This window comes from Pseudochrobactrum algeriensis (genome assembly GCF_018436245.1).
Classification (GTDB): domain Bacteria; phylum Pseudomonadota; class Alphaproteobacteria; order Rhizobiales; family Rhizobiaceae; genus Pseudochrobactrum; species Pseudochrobactrum saccharolyticum.
Genome location: NZ_CP075361.1, coordinates 3,250,340 through 3,266,511, shown reverse-complemented (window position 1 = coordinate 3,266,511; position 16,172 = coordinate 3,250,340). Strand labels below are relative to the sequence as shown.

General features: G+C 51.7%; 12 protein-coding genes and 1 pseudogene. 6 read left to right on the top strand and 7 right to left on the bottom strand.

Annotated elements, in window-relative coordinates:
- Positions 1-18: 18 nt before the first annotated feature.
- From KHQ09_RS17240 to KHQ09_RS17215, 6 genes are all read right to left on the bottom strand, one after another.
- Entirely contained in the window at positions 19-3,015 is a 2,997-nt protein-coding gene (locus KHQ09_RS17240) for a 2-oxoglutarate dehydrogenase E1 component (protein WP_116088615.1), read from the bottom strand.
- A 284-nt stretch (positions 3,016-3,299) separates the two neighbouring features.
- Positions 3,300-4,202: a succinate--CoA ligase subunit alpha gene (gene sucD, locus KHQ09_RS17235; RefSeq protein WP_022712276.1), complete on the bottom strand. Its 903-nt coding sequence runs from the start codon at positions 4,200-4,202 to the stop codon at positions 3,300-3,302.
- Between the two features lie 3 nt (positions 4,203-4,205).
- Complete coding sequence (sucC, locus tag KHQ09_RS17230; protein WP_022712277.1) at positions 4,206-5,402, bottom strand: ADP-forming succinate--CoA ligase subunit beta; 1,197 nt, start codon at positions 5,400-5,402, stop codon at positions 4,206-4,208.
- 152 nt (positions 5,403-5,554) lie between these two features.
- Complete coding sequence (gene mdh / locus KHQ09_RS17225) at positions 5,555-6,517, bottom strand: malate dehydrogenase (RefSeq protein ID WP_022712278.1); 963 nt, start codon at positions 6,515-6,517, stop codon at positions 5,555-5,557.
- A gap of 439 nt (positions 6,518-6,956) precedes the next feature.
- The gene (gene zapE, locus KHQ09_RS17220) at positions 6,957-8,141 is read right to left on the bottom strand and encodes a cell division protein ZapE (protein ID WP_213599537.1); all 1,185 of its coding nucleotides are present in this window, start codon (positions 8,139-8,141) and stop codon (positions 6,957-6,959) included.
- A gap of 96 nt (positions 8,142-8,237) precedes the next feature.
- Entirely contained in the window at positions 8,238-8,780 is a 543-nt protein-coding gene (locus tag KHQ09_RS17215) for a protease inhibitor Inh/omp19 family protein (protein WP_028233952.1), read from the bottom strand.
- A 568-nt stretch (positions 8,781-9,348) separates the two neighbouring features.
- Between KHQ09_RS17215 and dapF the strand changes: the two genes are divergently transcribed.
- The 6 genes and pseudogenes from dapF to KHQ09_RS18480 all read left to right on the top strand — a co-directional run bounded on the left by dapF (position 9,349) and on the right by KHQ09_RS18480 (position 14,957).
- On the top strand, positions 9,349-10,233 hold the full coding sequence (dapF, locus tag KHQ09_RS17210; protein WP_213600079.1) for a diaminopimelate epimerase: 885 nt from the start codon (positions 9,349-9,351) through the stop codon (positions 10,231-10,233).
- Positions 10,234-10,235: 2 nt separating this feature from the next.
- Complete coding sequence (gene mtaB, locus KHQ09_RS17205) at positions 10,236-11,516, top strand: tRNA (N(6)-L-threonylcarbamoyladenosine(37)-C(2))-methylthiotransferase MtaB (RefSeq protein WP_213599535.1); 1,281 nt, start codon at positions 10,236-10,238, stop codon at positions 11,514-11,516.
- A gap of 450 nt (positions 11,517-11,966) precedes the next feature.
- Positions 11,967-12,974, top strand: a pseudogene (ftsY, locus tag KHQ09_RS17200) (signal recognition particle-docking protein FtsY); the annotation flags it as partial.
- A complete protein-coding gene (locus KHQ09_RS17195; protein WP_022712285.1) occupies positions 12,971-13,645 on the top strand; it encodes a septation protein A in 675 nt (224 codons plus the stop codon). The pseudogene ftsY and the gene KHQ09_RS17195, both read left to right, overlap by 4 nt.
- 15 nt (positions 13,646-13,660) lie before the next feature.
- Positions 13,661-14,425 carry a hydroxyacylglutathione hydrolase gene (gloB, locus tag KHQ09_RS17190; RefSeq protein ID WP_022712286.1) on the top strand — a complete coding sequence of 255 codons (765 nt, stop codon included), beginning with the start codon at positions 13,661-13,663 and terminating at the stop codon, positions 14,423-14,425.
- A gap of 28 nt (positions 14,426-14,453) precedes the next feature.
- The gene (locus tag KHQ09_RS18480) at positions 14,454-14,957 is read left to right on the top strand and encodes a hypothetical protein (protein WP_238481681.1); all 504 of its coding nucleotides are present in this window, start codon (positions 14,454-14,456) and stop codon (positions 14,955-14,957) included.
- Between the two features lie 128 nt (positions 14,958-15,085).
- Here KHQ09_RS18480 and KHQ09_RS17180 read toward each other — a convergent pair whose 3' ends face one another.
- Positions 15,086-15,934, bottom strand: coding sequence for a DUF3108 domain-containing protein (locus KHQ09_RS17180; protein ID WP_213599531.1), 849 nt, complete (start codon positions 15,932-15,934; stop codon positions 15,086-15,088).
- Between the last annotated feature and the right edge of the window lie 238 nt (positions 15,935-16,172).

Here is a 16,172-nt window from a genome sequence, read left to right as displayed (position 1 = left end):
GGGTCAGAAATTTAAATTTTAAGAACCGAGCGCATCTTCAAGGAAGGCTGCGAGCTGTTCAAGATGCTTGGACATCAGACCTGTTGCAGGCGATGCGGCAGCCGGACGGCCAGCATAGCGGGCACGCGGGTATTTCGCATCAATATGCGCCAGAACCCATTCCAGATAAGGTTCAATGAACGACCATGCGCCCATATTCTTCGGCTCTTCCTGACACCAGACGATTTCTGCACCGCGGAAGCGGGACAGTTCGTTGATGAGAGCTTTTGCCGGGAACGGATAAAGCTGTTCAACGCGCAGCAGGTAGATATCGTCGATACCGCGTTTTTCACGCTCTTCGTAAAGATCGTAATAGACTTTACCGGAGCAGAGAACGACGCGACGAATCTTGGCATCTTTCTGCAGCTTGATCGGCTGATCCTTGAGATATTGTGCATCATCCCACAGCAGACGGTGGAATGTGCTGTCTCCGGACAGTTCGCTCAAGGAAGAAATCGCACGCTTGTGACGCAGCAGGGACTTCGGTGTCATCATGATCAGCGGCTTACGGAAGTCGCGTTTCATCTGACGACGCAGAATGTGGAAGTAGTTTGCCGGTGTCGTAACATTGGCAACCTGCATATTATCTTCCGCGCAAAGCTGCAGATAACGTTCCAGACGTGCGGACGAATGTTCAGGCCCCTGACCTTCATAGCCGTGCGGCAGAAGACAGACGAGACCGGACATACGCAGCCATTTGCGCTCACCCGAAGAGATGAACTGGTCGAATACAACCTGAGCACCGTTGGCGAAGTCACCGAACTGGGCTTCCCACAACACGAGTGCGCGCGGATCTGTCAGCGAGTAACCATATTCGTAACCGAGCACGGCTTCTTCCGAAAGCATCGAGTTGATGGCTTCGTAGATCGCCTGGCCCTTCTGAAGATTATTCAGAGGAATATAGCGGCTCTGATTTTCCTGATCGTAAAGAACAGTGTGGCGCTGCGAGAATGTACCGCGTTCCACGTCCTGACCGGAGAAACGGATCGGATGGCCTTCGAGAGACAGCGAACCGAATGCCAGCGATTCAGCTGTTGCCCAGTCAATGCCTTCACCGCTGTCGATCATCTTCGAGCGATTGTCGAGGAAGCGCTGAATGGTGCGGTGTACGTTGAAGCCTTCAGGGGTTTCGGAAAGTTTCTTACCGATTTCCTTGAGTGTCTTCGCTGGTACGCCGGTTTTACCACGACGCTGTTCATCGGCATTGTCAGCTGTACGCAGACCTGCCCATGCACCGTCAAGCCAGTCGGCTTTATTCGGCTTGTAGTTCTGGCCGGCTTCGAATTCTGTTTCCAGCTTGTCGCGCCAGTCAGCTTTCATCTGGTCGATGTCAGCCTGTGTCAGAAGACCTTCGCCGATCAGCTTTTCACTGTAGAGCTGTACAGTGGTTTTGTGCTTGCGAATTTCTTTGTACATCAAAGGCTGTGTGAACGCAGGCTCGTCGCCTTCGTTGTGACCGAAGCGGCGGTAGCAGAACATATCTACAACAACCGGCTTATGGAAAGTCTGGCGGAATTCGGTTGCAACTTTTGCAGCGAATACAACAGCTTCCGGATCATCACCATTCACGTGGAAAATCGGTGCTTCAATCATTTTCGCTACATCGGAAGGATATGGCGAAGAACGGGAGAAGGCCGGATTGGTGGTGAAGCCGATCTGGTTATTGATGATGAAGTGAACTGTACCGGCAACGCGGTGACCGCGCAGACCCGACAGACCAAGACATTCCGCAACAACGCCCTGACCGGCAAATGCCGCATCACCATGCAGCAGCAGCGGCATGACTTTGGCGCGTTCTGCCAAAGGTACGATTTCATCACGGGTGCGGCCAGCCAGCAGATCCTGCTTGGCGCGGGCTTTACCCATAACAACCGGATTGACGATTTCCAGATGTGAAGGGTTGGCTGTCAGCGACAGGTGAACGGAGTTACCGTCAAATTCGCGGTCGGAAGACGCACCCAGATGGTATTTAACGTCGCCTGAACCTTCCACATCATCCGGCGCATAGGAGCCGCCTTTGAATTCGTGGAAAATAGCACGGTGCGGCTTGCCCATAACCTGCGAAAGCACATTCAGACGGCCACGGTGAGCCATACCGAAAATGATTTCCTTTACGCCCATGGAGCCGCCGCGCTTGACGATCTGTTCAAGGGCAGGGATCAGGGACTCGCCACCGTCGAGACCAAAGCGCTTGGTGCCTTTGTATTTCACGTCAATGAACTGTTCAAAGCCTTCAGCTTCGATCAGTTTGGACATGATGGCTTTCTTACCTTCCGGTGTGAAAGCAATGCTCTTATTGGCGCCTTCGATGCGCTCCTGAAGCCAGGCTTTTTCAGCCGGATCAGAAATGTGCATGAATTCAAAGCCGATTGTCGAGCAATAGGTGCGCTTCAGAATATCGAGCATTTCGCGAACGGTCGCATATTCGAGGCCGAGCACGTTGTCGATGAAGATTTTGCGGTCAAAATCAGCCGGTGTGAAACCGTAATTTTCCGGAGCCAGTTCATTATGATCATTCGGCTTTTCGGAAAGACCGAGCGGATCGAGATTGGCATGCAGGTGGCCGCGCATACGGTAAGCGCGGATCATCATGATCGCGCGAACACTGTCGCGTGCTGCCTGTGTAATTTCTGCTTCAGACAGAGCCGGTGCAGCAGCAACAGCTTTGCCGCCTTTGCCTTTCAGCTTGTCTGTCATATGTTTTTCAACATCTGCCCAGTTGCCGTCGAGAGCATTGGTCAGCTCATCTTTCGGCGTCACAGGCCAGCTGCTTTTTTCCCAGGATGCACCGCGGGCATTTTCAATCACATCTTTCGGATTGTCACCGAGATTTGCGAAAAAATCGCGCCATTCTGCATTGACCGAATTCGGATCGGTTTCATATGCAGCATAGAGCTCCTCAATATAGTCGGCATTGCCGCCATAGAGAAACGAGGTCAGGGCGAAAACGTCATTGGCTTCTTCTTGCCGTGCCATTGTCCTTGCCGGAGTATCCACTCCGTCTCCTTATACCGGCCATACCGGAAAATCTTCCGGTCCCGTTTTAAGTTGCTGGTCTGTTGTCTCTGTTCTGAGAAATAGTACGTTTGTACTGATTTCCAACAGAAACGGGCATAAGTTTTAGTCTAGCGAACCCGGTTCGGGATTCAGGCGTGCCATGGGCCACGAACCGGGCTTTTTAGAGGCAGTCACGTTGCGCGACTGCCAATATTGTCAGAGTTCCAAGGGATTAGCCCTTGAGCACCTCAGCCCAAAGGCAATTAGCCTTTGAGAACTTCAACAAGAGTCTTGCCGAGCTGTGCAGGGGATGGGGAAACGCGGATACCGGCTTCTTCCATAGCTGCAATCTTGTCTTCAGCGCCGCCCTTGCCACCGGAGATAACAGCACCGGCATGACCCATGGTGCGGCCTTCCGGAGCAGTACGACCGGCGATAAAGCCAACCATTGGCTTCTTACGGCCGCGCTTGGCTTCGTCTTTGAGGAACTGAGCTGCTTCTTCTTCAGCCGAACCACCGATTTCACCGATCATAACGATCGACTTGGTGTTGTCGTCTGCGAGGAACATTTCCAGCACGTCGATGAATTCTGTGCCTTTAACCGGATCGCCGCCGATACCAACAGCGGTTGTCTGGCCGAGGCCTTCATTGGAGGTCTGGAACACAGCTTCGTAAGTCAGTGTACCGGAACGGGAAACAACGCCGACCGAACCTTTTTTGAAGATGTTGCCTGGCATAATGCCGATTTTGCATTCTTCAGGGGTCAGGATGCCCGGGCAGTTAGGGCCGAGCAGGCGTGATTTTGAACGTTCCAGACGTTCTTTCACGCGTACCATGTCCATAACCGGAATACCTTCGGTGATGCAGACGATGAAGCCGACTTCAGCTTCGATTGCTTCGATGATGGCATCAGCTGCACCTGCAGGCGGAACGTAGATTACGGATGCATCTGCACCGGTACGTTCTTTAGCTTCAGCAACAGTTGCAAAAATCGGCAGGTTTTCGCCCTTGGAGCCTGTCCAGGTTTCGCCGCCCTTTTTAGGGTGGATACCGCCGACCATCTGGGTGCCGTAATAGGCAAGAGCCTGTTCAGTGTGGAAAGTACCTGTCTTACCGGTCAGACCCTGAACGAGAATCTTGGTGTCCTTGTTTACAAGAATAGACATGGATCAATTTCCCTTCACTGCAGCAACGATTTTCTGCGCTGCATCGTCGAGATCGTCAGCTGAAATAACATTCAGGCCGCTCTCGTTGATGATTTTCTTGCCGAGCTCAACATTGGTGCCTTCGAGACGAACGACCAGAGGAACTTTAAGGCCAACTTCTTTAACAGCAGCGATCACGCCTTCAGCGATAACGTCGCATTTCATGATGCCGCCGAAGATGTTCACGAGAATACCTTCAACAGCCGGATCAGCAGTGATGATCTTGAATGCAGCTGTTACTTTTTCTTTGGTAGCGCCGCCGCCAACATCGAGGAAGTTTGCCGGTTCTGCGCCGTAAAGCTTGATGATGTCCATGGTTGCCATAGCAAGACCGGCACCATTGACCATGCAGCCGATATTACCGTCGAGGGCAACATAAGCCAGATCATGCTTGGAAGCTTCGATTTCTTTTTCGTCTTCTTCCGACAGATCGCGCAGTTCCTGAATGTCAGGATGACGGAACAGAGCATTGCCGTCGAAGGATACTTTGGCATCCAGCACGCGTACACGACCATTGGTCATGACGATCAGCGGGTTGATCTCCAGAAGGCTCATGTCTTTTTCAACAAAAGCTTTGTAGAGGATCGGGAACAGCTTCAGAGCGTCTTCACGGGCTTCGCCTTCGAGCTTCAGAGCATCGGCAAGCTTGGCATTGTCTTCATCGGTCACGCCTTTGGCAGGATCGATTGCAACATTGATGATCTTTTCCGGTGTTTCTTCCGCAACAGCTTCGATGTCCATACCGCCTTCGGTGGAAACAACGAAAGCCGGACGGCCGACGGAGCGGTCGATCAGCAGGGAGAGATACAGTTCGCGGTCGATGTCCGCACCATCTTCGATGTAAAGACGGTTAACCTGCTTACCGGCAGGACCGGTCTGCTTGGTCACCAGAGTGTTGCCGAGCATTTCTTTAACGTTCGCAACAACTTCTTCGATGGATTTGGCAAGACGCACGCCGCCTTTAGCATCGGCTGGCAGTTCTTTGAACTTACCTTTACCGCGGCCGCCGGCATGGATCTGGCTCTTGACCACATAAAGCGGGCCAGGAAGGGTTTTTGCCCATTCTTCAGCCTGTTCAGCGGAGTAAACAGCCACGCCGTTGGCAATCGGTGCGCCGTAGGAGTGGAGCAGGCGCTTAGCCTGATATTCGTGAATATTCATCTGGTTGTCCTTTTAAGGGCGCTCCTGAAACCTGTGGTTTCAACTTGTGTTGATAGACAGGCTTCGTGATTTTTATATGAAGTTCCAGAGACCAGTTCGGGGCCACTTTGGGAAAAGCGCCCCGAAACATCCCAGAACTTGAATAAGGGAGCTTATTTCAGATTTGGTGCAATCGCGATGCAGGCGTCGCAAAGACCCTGAACTGCAGCAACTGATTTCTCAAATGCGGCCTGTTCTTCTTTGTCGAGCTGGATTTCGATAACCTGTTCAACGCCGTTCGCACCGATAATGGTCGGTACGCCGACATACATGTCTTTCACGCCGTACTGGCCGGTCAGCTGAGCTGCAACCGGCAGAACGCGGCGCTTATCCTTGAGGTAGGATTCAGCCATCTGGATAGCGGAAGAAGCCGGTGCGTAATAAGCAGAACCGGTTTTCAGCAGGCCGACGATTTCAGCACCGCCGTCGCGGGTACGCTGAATGATCTTGTCCAGCTTGTCCTGAGTGGTCCAGCCCATTTTGACCAGATCCGGCAGAGGAATACCGGCAACAGTCGAATAGCGGCTGGAAGGAACCATAGTATCGCCGTGACCGCCGAGAACGAATGCGGTGACGTCTTCAACGGAAACGTTGAATTCTTCAGCGAGGAAGTAGCGGAAACGGGCGCTATCAAGCACGCCAGCCATACCGACAACTTTGTTTGCCGGCAGACCGGAGAATTTCTGCAGAGCCCAAACCATCGCATCAAGCGGGTTGGTGATGCAGATCACGAAAGCATCAGGGGCGTATTTGGCAATACCGGCGCCGACCTGTTCCATGACTTTCAGATTGATGCCCAGCAGGTCATCGCGGCTCATGCCCGGCTTGCGTGGTACACCGGCGGTAACGATAACAACATCTGCGCCTTCGATGGCGGCATAGTCATTGGCACCGGTGAACTTGGCATCGAAACCGTCAACCGGTGAGGATTCCGCGATATCGAGGCCTTTGCCCTGCGGGATACCTTCGGCGATATCGAACAACACAATGTCACCGAGCTCTTTGAGACCGGCCATATGGGCGAGCGTTCCGCCGATCATGCCTGAACCGATGAGAGCAATCTTATTGCGAGCCATGCTGGTTACTTCCCTGATCTAAAATCTAACTAAAACAGCTTTACCTCTGCTTGAGCTTTCCGATCGGTTACGCCCGCAGAGGCCATTACGCTGTATGGTCGATATGCCCGTTTTCAAAATAACTCAACTAATAATTTTGTATTTAAAGATTTCAATCGTTTAGCTAAATATGTTCTTACGTAAACGTAAGTCATTTTTGACAAAAGCCGAAGTTTTTCCTGTTTCATATCATGAAATCAGGGAAAGGAATTTTACCGGAATTTTTGGCCGCTTACAGCTGATTTTTGTTTGTTCAGAATGGCTTACAGTCAGCCCGATTGCGGAATGCTTATTTGATGAATCATAAGTGCTCTTATGATTCCCCTGACTGGCATAAATTAGGCCATGATCGTCACAAAATAGTGACGATCAGAGAATTGGCCTGTGTTTCACGTGTTACTCAGGCTGTTGCCCGTATTACAGCTGATTCATTTGTCTCAAATGCTTCAAGATATTCCGCACTCTGCATCTCAAAAAGACGCGATGCGGTACGGTCAAATTCAAAAGCTTCTGTGCCGCTGGAGGCACTATAGAGTTTGTCGGGTGTCGCTGCGGCAGAGATGATAACACGGGCGCGCTGGTCGTAAAGTGTATCCACCAGCAGAATGAAACGTTTGGCTTCATTTCTCTTAGCAAGATCCAGCACCGGCACATGATCGATAAACATAGTGCGGAAACGCGCCATGATCGCCAGATAGTCTGCGGCAGCCAGCGGTTTGGCGCAGAGTTCATCAAAAGTAACACGAACGGCTTTGCCGACTGTGCGGTTCAGATGAATGCTGCGGCCTTTGACCTTGATAACCTCTGCTGTCTCAATTCCGCCTTCTGTCAGAACATGCCATGCCTCGTCCATTCTGGCATCTGTTTTAAGCCCGAGCGGTGTGAGATAGACCGGCTGGCGGTCGAGCTTTTCAAGACGGTAATCTGTGCGCGAATCCAGATTGATCACATCAACGCGGGTTTTAAGAATGCTGACAAAAGGCAGGAACAGCTGACGGTTGAGACCATTCGGATAGAGATTGTCCGGTGCCACATTGGATGTGGCAACCAGCACCACGCCACGCTCGAACAGCGCTGAGAACAAACGCGACAGGATCATCGCATCGGCAATATCTGTGACGGTAAATTCATCAAAACACAGAACCCATGCCTGTTTTTCCAGTGCTTCAGCAACCGGCGGGATCGGGTCTTCCTGTTTGGTTTCACCTTTTTTGAAAGCCTGACGATGGGCATGAATGCGCTCATGCACATCGGCCATGAAATCATTGAAATGCGCACGGCGTTTGCGTTCAACCGGCAGCAATTCAAAGAACATATCCATCAGCATGGTCTTGCCGCGGCCGACTTCACCATGAATATACAGACCTTTGATCGGCTCAGCCACTTTTTTGGACTTGCCGAACAGCCAGCCCAAAGCACTGGATTTGCGTGAAAGGCGTTTGCTGCAAATTGCATCAATCAGAGCATCAAAGCGCTTTGCCAGAATTTGCTGCTGCGGATCTGCTTCAATATCTCCGGCCATGGCCAGAGAGTCGTAGCGTTCTGATACGGACGGATAGGCTTTCAGCGTTTCATTGAAAGACATGACAACCTCATTCGGGCTCATTCAGGCGCTGTTCTATAAATGAAAAGCCGCAGATTGTGTCTGCAGCTTTTATAATTCTATAATGTCAGCAAGTTTTTAGCGGGACAGGCTGATCGGCTGGCCGCCGGAAGTCTGACCGTCAAAGCGGCCGTCAGCAGACGAATAGAGCGAAGCTACAGTGCCGCCATTTGCATCATAGAGAACCAGCTGCTTGCCGTTGACCGACCATGAGGACAGATTGGCGAGTTCACCCGGGCAACGCAGCGGACCCGCGCGATAACCCTGACCGAATTTGGTCTGCGGGGTGGCAACTTTACAGCTCTGACCGGCAAGCGATGCATTCCACACACCGGCAACTTTGCCCGGTGTCAGGTCTACGGAAGATGCAGGCGGCAGGCTGGCAACCTGTGTATTGCCCTGCGGCTGTGAATTCATATCATTCGGATTAGCCGGAAACTGCGATGCGTTCACATCATTCAGCGATCCGGACTGAACCGATGTCGTCGGAGCAGGGCGCAAAGGAGCAGGCTGTGCCTGCGGGGGAGTGTTGCTGGCCATATTGTCAAAACGCGAACTCTGGCAACCGGCGAGAATGGTGGCAGCTGCAAGTCCGAGCAGGCCAATCTTAGAAACTCCCATACCCATCTCCTTGATAGTGTGGTTTCTGAAGCGGAATCTTTGAAACAGTTCCGTCCTCAGGTCAATAATGAGGCAAAATCCGCTGCACTTTAGACCATTTTGTAATCAAAAGGAATCATTGAACAAAAGGGAAATAAGGTTGGTTGCACGATTTTACGGCTTCAGCCTTGTTTTAATCTGACAGGTTATGGCCTGACAATGTGAAAGCCTGTCTGGCAGCAAAATTTGAGCAGATTATGTTTTAAAGATAAACATATTTTACCGGCAGGCCAAGGCGTGATCTGTCTTCTACGGCAGATTCAGGCAAAAACGCATCACTGCTTTTCGAATCATTGGCACATATACTGGCAATTTGAGAGAAGTTCCGCCATATAGGCCTGTAAATGTATGTCCGGAGTGCCTTGCGCAAAGTGTGAAGCGCTTTCAGGATGTGCTTTCAGGCAAAATCTCCGGATGCTGCCTGTTTTTCGTATCTCTGCGAACCGAATTTTGTCGATGTTCCGCATTAAGGCTGCTGATATGCCGTAACCGGAATATATCTTATAATTGTGAAACTATGTCTGTAGCTATGTCAGTTGATGCTGCTTTTGCCAAAATGAATGGCCTTGGCAATAAAATTATTGTGGCGGATATGCGCGGCCGGAGTGACCGGATCACGCCTGATGCCGCGCGCGCACTGAATGCTGATGCTGCGACCGGTTTTGATCAGATCATGGCGATCCATGATCCGAAAACGGCGGGTACGGATTATTATATCCGCATTATCAATTGCGATGGCAGTGAAGCGCAGGCTTGCGGCAATGGCACACGCTGTGTGGTGCAGGCACTTGCTGCGGAAACCGGCAAATCACAATTCACCTTTGAGACATTGGCAGGACTGTTGCTGGCAGAGGAACTACCGGACAGCCAGATCCGTGTCGATATGGGCAAGCCTCGTTTCGAGTGGCAGGCTATTCCGCTGGCAGAAGAATTTCGTGATACGCGGATGATCGAATTACAGATCGGGCCGATTGATGCGCCGGTGCTGCATTCGCCATCTGTGGCTTCGATGGGCAATCCCCATGCGATTTTCTGGGTTGATCAGGATGTCTGGTCCTATGAGCTGGATAAGTTCGGGCCATTGCTGGAAAATCATCCGATCTTTCCGGAAAAGGCAAATATTTCAATCGCGCAGGTCACGGGCAAAGATGAGCTGACCATCCGCACCTGGGAGCGTGGTGTTGGTCTGACGCGGGCTTGCGGCTCTGCTGCCTGTGCCGCTGGTGTATCGGCGGCACGCACGCGCCGTACGGGTCGCAATGTAAAAGTCATTGTACCGGGCGGGCCGTTGCAGATCGACTGGCGCGATGACGATCATGTTTTAATGACAGGACCGGCTGAATGGGAGTTTTCGGGGCAGTTTGATCCGGCAACAGGTCTTTGGGCAAAAGACACAACAGCGGAAGGTGCCTGATTATGGCGGTTGAGGTTGTAACATTCGGCTGCCGGCTGAATACTTATGAATCCGAAGTGATGAAACGCGAAGCTGATGAGGCCGGTCTCGGTACATTGGAAAACGGCGCGATTATTTTCAACACCTGTGCAGTCACGGCGGAAGCGGTGCGTCAGGCACGGCAAGCCATTCGTAAAGCACGTCGTGATAATCCGGAAGCCCGTATTATTGTAACCGGTTGTGCAGCGCAGACCGGTGCCGATGATTTTGCGGCGATGGACGAGGTTGATCTGGTTCTCGGCAATGAAGAAAAACTGAAATCCAATTCTTATCGCATGTTGCCGGATTTTGGTGTGAACCAGTTCGAGAAGGTGCGCGTCAACGATATTATGGAAGTGCGCGAAACCGCCAGTCATATGGTGGACGCGATTGAAGGCCGTGCGCGTGCTTTTGTACAGGTGCAGAACGGCTGTGATCATCGCTGCACATTCTGCATTATTCCCTATGGCCGCGGTAATTCCCGTTCTGTCCCGATGGGCGGTGTGGTTGAACAGGTCAAGAGACTGGTTGGCAATGGCTATGCGGAAGTGGTGCTGACCGGCGTGGACATGACCTCCTACGGGCCTGATCTGCCGGGCAATTTGCGCCTTGGCAAGCTGGTGAAAACCGTTTTGGCACAGGTGCCGGATTTGCAGCGTCTGCGTTTGTCTTCCATCGATTCGATTGAGGCGGATGAAGACCTGATGGAAGCGCTGGCTAACGAAAAGCGTCTGATGCCGCATTTGCATCTCTCATTGCAGTCAGGGGATAATATGATCCTCAAGCGGATGAAACGCCGTCATTTGCGTGATGACTCCATCCGTTTCTGTGAGGATGTGCGCAAGCTGCGTCCTGATGCGGTGTTTGGTGCGGATATTATCGCCGGTTTCCCTACTGAAACGGAAGAGATGTTCCAGAATTCTATCCGTATTGTGGAAGAATGCGGCCTCAGTCATTTGCATGTTTTCCCTTACAGTCCGCGTGAAGGCACGCCTGCCGCGCGTATGCCGCAATTGCGTCGTGAAGTGATCAAGGAACGGGCTGCCCGTCTGCGTGTTGCCGGTGATGCAGCTTATCGCTTGCATCTGGAAAGCCTCAAAGGCACTGTGCAGAATATTCTGGTGGAGCGGGATGGTTTAGGCCGTACGGAAGGCTTTACACTGGCAGGGCTGAATACGGACGATCTGAGCGCCGGACAGATTGTCAGCCGCATGATCTCCGGTCATGATGGTGACAAGCTGCTGGCTGTTCCGCAAAATATCTGATTATCATTCGAAATAAGAAGCGCTGTATTCATGGCTATGGGTTTTATAAAAAAGATTTTTTCTTTCGGCAAAAAGGAAGAGGCTTCTTCCGCTCCGTCAGAGGAAGTTCTGTCGCCTTTAGCAGAAGAGGGCGCACCGGTTGCAGCAGAACATGCTCTTGTTGAACCGCATCATGAGACTGTGCTGGAAAAGATCGAAGAGCTGCTTTCCCAGCCGGTTATTGCTGATCCGGCGACGATTGAACTGACACCGGTTTATGATACGCCGGAGCCGGATGAGACCGACCTTGAAGAGAAGCTGCAGACGGAAGAGCCGCCTCACGAGACTTTTCTGGAAAAGGTAGAAGAACTGCTTTCCCAGCCGGTCATCGCTGATCCGGCAACGATTGAACTGACACCGGTCTATCCTGAAACCGAGCCTGAAATTACCGATGCTGATGCGGAAGTGGTTCCTGCACCAAAACCGGTGAAAGTGACAGTCAGTAAAGCGGTTGAAGCAAAACAGGAACCGGTTGTTGTCGAAGCTGAGCCGGAAAAGAAACTGTCATGGTTTGAGCGACTGCGCAGCGGTCTGTCGCGCTCTTCACAACAGCTGGGCGATTCTATTGGCGGCATTTTCACCAAGCGCAAACTGGATGAAGACACACTTCAGGAATTGGAAGATGTGCTGATTCAGGCCGATCTTGGTCTGGAAACCGCGATGCGTATCACAGACAGCCTGTCTTCGGGTCGTTACGGCAAAGATATTTCGACCGATGAAGTGCGCCGCATTATGCGCTCCGAAATCGAAAAAGTGCTGGTTCCGGTGGCGAAGCCTCTGGAACTTGATCTGTCACACAAGCCGCATGTTATTCTCGTAGTCGGCGTTAATGGCACAGGTAAAACCACAACAATCGGCAAGCTGGCGGCAAAACTGACCGCAGGCGGATTGAAAGTGATGCTGGCAGCGGGCGATACATTCCGTGCCGCAGCGATTGAGCAATTGCATATATGGGGCGAGCGTACCGGTTCTCCGGTCGTATCTTCCAAGCTTGGTGCTGATGCGGCGGGGCTGGCATATGACGCATGGCAGCAGGCCAAAGATGCCGGCAGCGACGTGCTGATTATTGATACGGCAGGGCGCTTACAGAACAAAGCCGAGTTGATGGATGAGTTGGCTAAAATCGTGCGCGTGCTTGGCAAACATGATCCGGAAGCGCCGCACACAGTGCTGCAAACGCTGGATGCCACCACCGGTCAGAATGCGCTTAATCAGGTTGAAATTTTCAAGAATATTGCCGGTGTGAACGGCTTGGTGATGACTAAGCTCGACGGTTCCGCACGTGGCGGTATTCTGGTGGCAATTGCCGCCAAACATAAATTGCCGGTCTATTTTGTTGGTGTCGGTGAGCAGATTGATGATCTTGAGCCGTTTACGGCGCAGGATTTTGCAGGGGCGATTGCAGGAGAAGCACGATGAACGATCATATTTTTGAGCGCGATCCGTCTGACCCGCAGCGCAAGGAAGTGCCGCCGCTGTTAAAGCTGGCGCTGGAACTCGGACCTTTGCTGGTGTTCTTTTTTGCCAATTCGCGCGGTGAGTGGCTGGTTGAGCGTTTTCCGGTTCTGGCACAGATCGGTCAGCCGATTTTCATTGCAACGGCCTTGTTTATGGCCGCTACGGTGATTGCGCTGGTTGTATCATGGATCATGACGCGCAGCCTGCCGATCATGCCGCTGGTCTCGGGTATTGTGGTGCTGGTTTTCGGCGCGCTGACGCTGTGGCTGCACAATGATACTTTCATAAAAATGAAACCAACCATTGTTAACAGCCTGTTCGGTGCGATTCTGCTGGGCGGTCTGCTGTTTGGCAAAGCTTTGCTCGGCTATGTCTTCGATCAGGCTTTCAAGCTGGATGCGGAAGGCTGGCGTAAGCTGACATTGCGCTGGGGTTTGTTTTTCTTCGTGCTGGCTGTGATTAATGAAGTTGTATGGCGGAATTTCCCGACCGATACATGGGTCACATTCAAAGTGTGGGGCGTTATGCCGCTGACCATTGCTTTTACAATGTTCCAGCTGCCATTGATTAAAAAACATTCTCTGGTGCCGTGGGGCACAGAAGATGACGCAGCATCAGCGGATAAAAAATAATCGGGAGCAAAACGGATGGCTCGTCTTGAAATTGAACAGTTCTATTGTCGCGAAGATAATTTCGGCGTTCTGATTCATGATCCGGAAACGGGGCTGACAGCATCAATTGATGCGCCGGAAGAACTGGCAATCCGTTCGGCTTTGGCGCGTCGCGGCTGGAAGCTCGATTATATTTTTACGACCCATCATCATCTCGATCATGTCGATGCGAATGAAGCTTTAAAACGCATCTATGGGGCACAGATCACAGGACCCGCAGCGGAAAAAATTCCGGGCGCGGATCGCGGTGTGAAAGACGGTGACAGGTTTCAGTTCGGCTCGTTTGAAGTGCAGGTGATTTCTACACCCGGTCATACGGCCGGAGAGGTGAGTTATTATCTGCCGCAGGCAAAAGTTGCTTTTACGGGCGATACATTATTCGCGCTGGGTTGCGGCCGCCTTTTTGAAGGCACGCCGGCAGATATGTATGCATCGCTGCAAAAGCTGGCTTTGCTGCCGGTTGATACAAAAGTCTATTGCGGGCACGAATATACGCTGAATAATCTGCGTTTCGCGCTCGATGTTGACGGTACCAATCCGGCATTGAAAGAGCGCGGTCGTGAGATTGAGCGGCTGCGGGCGGAAGGTCTGCCGACCCTGCCGACCAGTATCGGGCTGGAAATGGCCACCAATCCGTTCTTGCGCGTGCATGACAGTGCAGTGCGCAAACAGCTTGGGATGGAAGATGCCAGCGAGTTGCAGGTTTTTGCGGAACTGCGTAAACGCAAAGATCATTTTTGACAAAAGCCGTTTGAGGCAAAGGTATAGTATGGTTTGTCTGTTCCGTCGTCCGGCTGTTACATTTATCGCCGGTTCTTTTCTCGCAGCGGGTTTTTTCGCTGTTATGCCTTTGACCGGTCATGCGGCATTTGCGCAGAGCTTTTCGGAAGTGGCCAAACCGGAAGTACCGGCGGAAGTGAATAATTATCCGCTTGATGAGAAATTTCTGACTAAAATGGAAGCCGCACAGGCCGAGCTCAACACCATGGATATGTCCGGCACCGGTGATGATGAGGCCGGAACCGGCGATCATTCACCAAAGGCGCTGGCTGCCCGTATTGAAAAGCAGCCGAAAGTAATGGCTGTGCTCGAAAAACACGGCTTGACCGCGCAGGATTATATTTACGGTTATTTCGCTCTGGTCAGCAGTGTAAGCGCCGTGGAAGCTGAAAATGAAGAACAGCTTGTTGATGAATTAAAAGGCATCAATCCGGCGCATGTCACTTTCGGCAAACAGTATATTGATCGTATCCATAAGCTGTTGGGCGAATAATTGACCCTCTGGGCATATTGCTAGAGCATTTCACAGTCAAGTTGGGTTAACTTGACGTCGGGATAATGCGACAAACTAAGGAATCTAGAGCAAGCACTGCGATCCAACATGAACGTAAGCCGCTCTAATCATTTCGTCTGCTCGAAACGTGTTGCACGGACTTTAACCGTGCCGATCTGTGTGCCGACACTGGCGGCCACAGGGGCGTAAATTCCTGCACCCTGCTTATCTGTATTCAGCGAGGCAAAGCTGATGGTGATTTTGCTTTTGTCAGCCAGAAAACGCACGGATTTCTTGTCTTTCTCATAGCCGGAGACAGGGACAAATTTAGCATTGCAGATGATTGCGGTGCCGTCGAAACCTTTCACTGAAAGCTTCTCGGCGCCTGCAGGACTTAACACTATCTGTGCCCGCGTCTGCCCGTCAAAAATCTGTAATGTCCGGTTGCAGACTGCTGCGGCAGTGGGGCTGGTAATCATCATCGCGCTGATCGGATCAAAAACTGCTTTCAGATCATCGGGGCGGGTTTCTACCCACGGGTCATTTTTCCGGATCGGCGGCTGATTGTCAAAAGCACTGACCGAGCCGTTTTTGAAGCTGATGGCTGTGCGCTTGTGTTTTTTACCGCTGCGATATGTGGTGAGATAAGAAACGGGCTGAACAGCGGCGGCTGCGCCTTGCTTGCGCATATTGCCATTAATAGTGATGGAGCCTTTGGTGCTGTCAAAAATACGGGCAAGGCCGGAGCTGTGAAAACTTCCGTCGAGTGCGTAAGCATTATTCGTGATTCTGGTGTTCAGTTCGGAACGCGCGATTGTTATGCCAAAAACGGAAATACCATATTCCGTGCGGTAGCCGGAATCAGCGGCAAAAGCGGTAGCGGGCATTACGGAGAGGGCAGTGAGAATTGCTGCTGCAAATATCCGGTTTTGACCGGTTACTGTATGGATTCTTGCAGCCTTGTCCGTAAACATCATTCAGATCTCCCTGAGACTCACCTGAGCGGATAATGTGCAGCACCCAGTCTGAAAATGCAGAACTGGTGACTTTTGTGCCCGCTATTTGTATGATAAAAGCGGCAAAATGCAGTCAATGACAGTCAATTCCTTGTCATTCCTGCAATTGAACCCGTAATCAGCTTGAAACGGCTTGACGGGAAGGGCTGCTTTCACTATAGAAACCCGACTTTCCCAATGGGCCGCTGTCCGATATTGC

Coding starts and splice junctions, on each gene's coding strand:
- dapF (WP_213600079.1), top strand. CDS start 9,349: ATGTCAGTTGATGCTGCTTTTGCCAAAATGAATGGCCTTGGCAATAAA.
- sucC (WP_022712277.1), bottom strand. CDS start 5,402: ATGAATATTCACGAATATCAGGCTAAGCGCCTGCTCCACTCCTACGGC.
- gloB (WP_022712286.1), top strand. CDS start 13,661: ATGGCTCGTCTTGAAATTGAACAGTTCTATTGTCGCGAAGATAATTTC.
- KHQ09_RS17215 (WP_028233952.1), bottom strand. CDS start 8,780: ATGGGAGTTTCTAAGATTGGCCTGCTCGGACTTGCAGCTGCCACCATT.
- zapE (WP_213599537.1), bottom strand. CDS start 8,141: ATGTCTTTCAATGAAACGCTGAAAGCCTATCCGTCCGTATCAGAACGC.
- KHQ09_RS17195 (WP_022712285.1), top strand. CDS start 12,971: ATGAACGATCATATTTTTGAGCGCGATCCGTCTGACCCGCAGCGCAAG.
- KHQ09_RS17180 (WP_213599531.1), bottom strand. CDS start 15,934: ATGATGTTTACGGACAAGGCTGCAAGAATCCATACAGTAACCGGTCAA.
- KHQ09_RS17240 (WP_116088615.1), bottom strand. CDS start 3,015: ATGGCACGGCAAGAAGAAGCCAATGACGTTTTCGCCCTGACCTCGTTT.
- mtaB (WP_213599535.1), top strand. CDS start 10,236: ATGGCGGTTGAGGTTGTAACATTCGGCTGCCGGCTGAATACTTATGAA.
- mdh (WP_022712278.1), bottom strand. CDS start 6,517: ATGGCTCGCAATAAGATTGCTCTCATCGGTTCAGGCATGATCGGCGGA.
- KHQ09_RS18480 (WP_238481681.1), top strand. CDS start 14,454: ATGGTTTGTCTGTTCCGTCGTCCGGCTGTTACATTTATCGCCGGTTCT.
- sucD (WP_022712276.1), bottom strand. CDS start 4,202: ATGTCTATTCTTGTAAACAAGGACACCAAGATTCTCGTTCAGGGTCTG.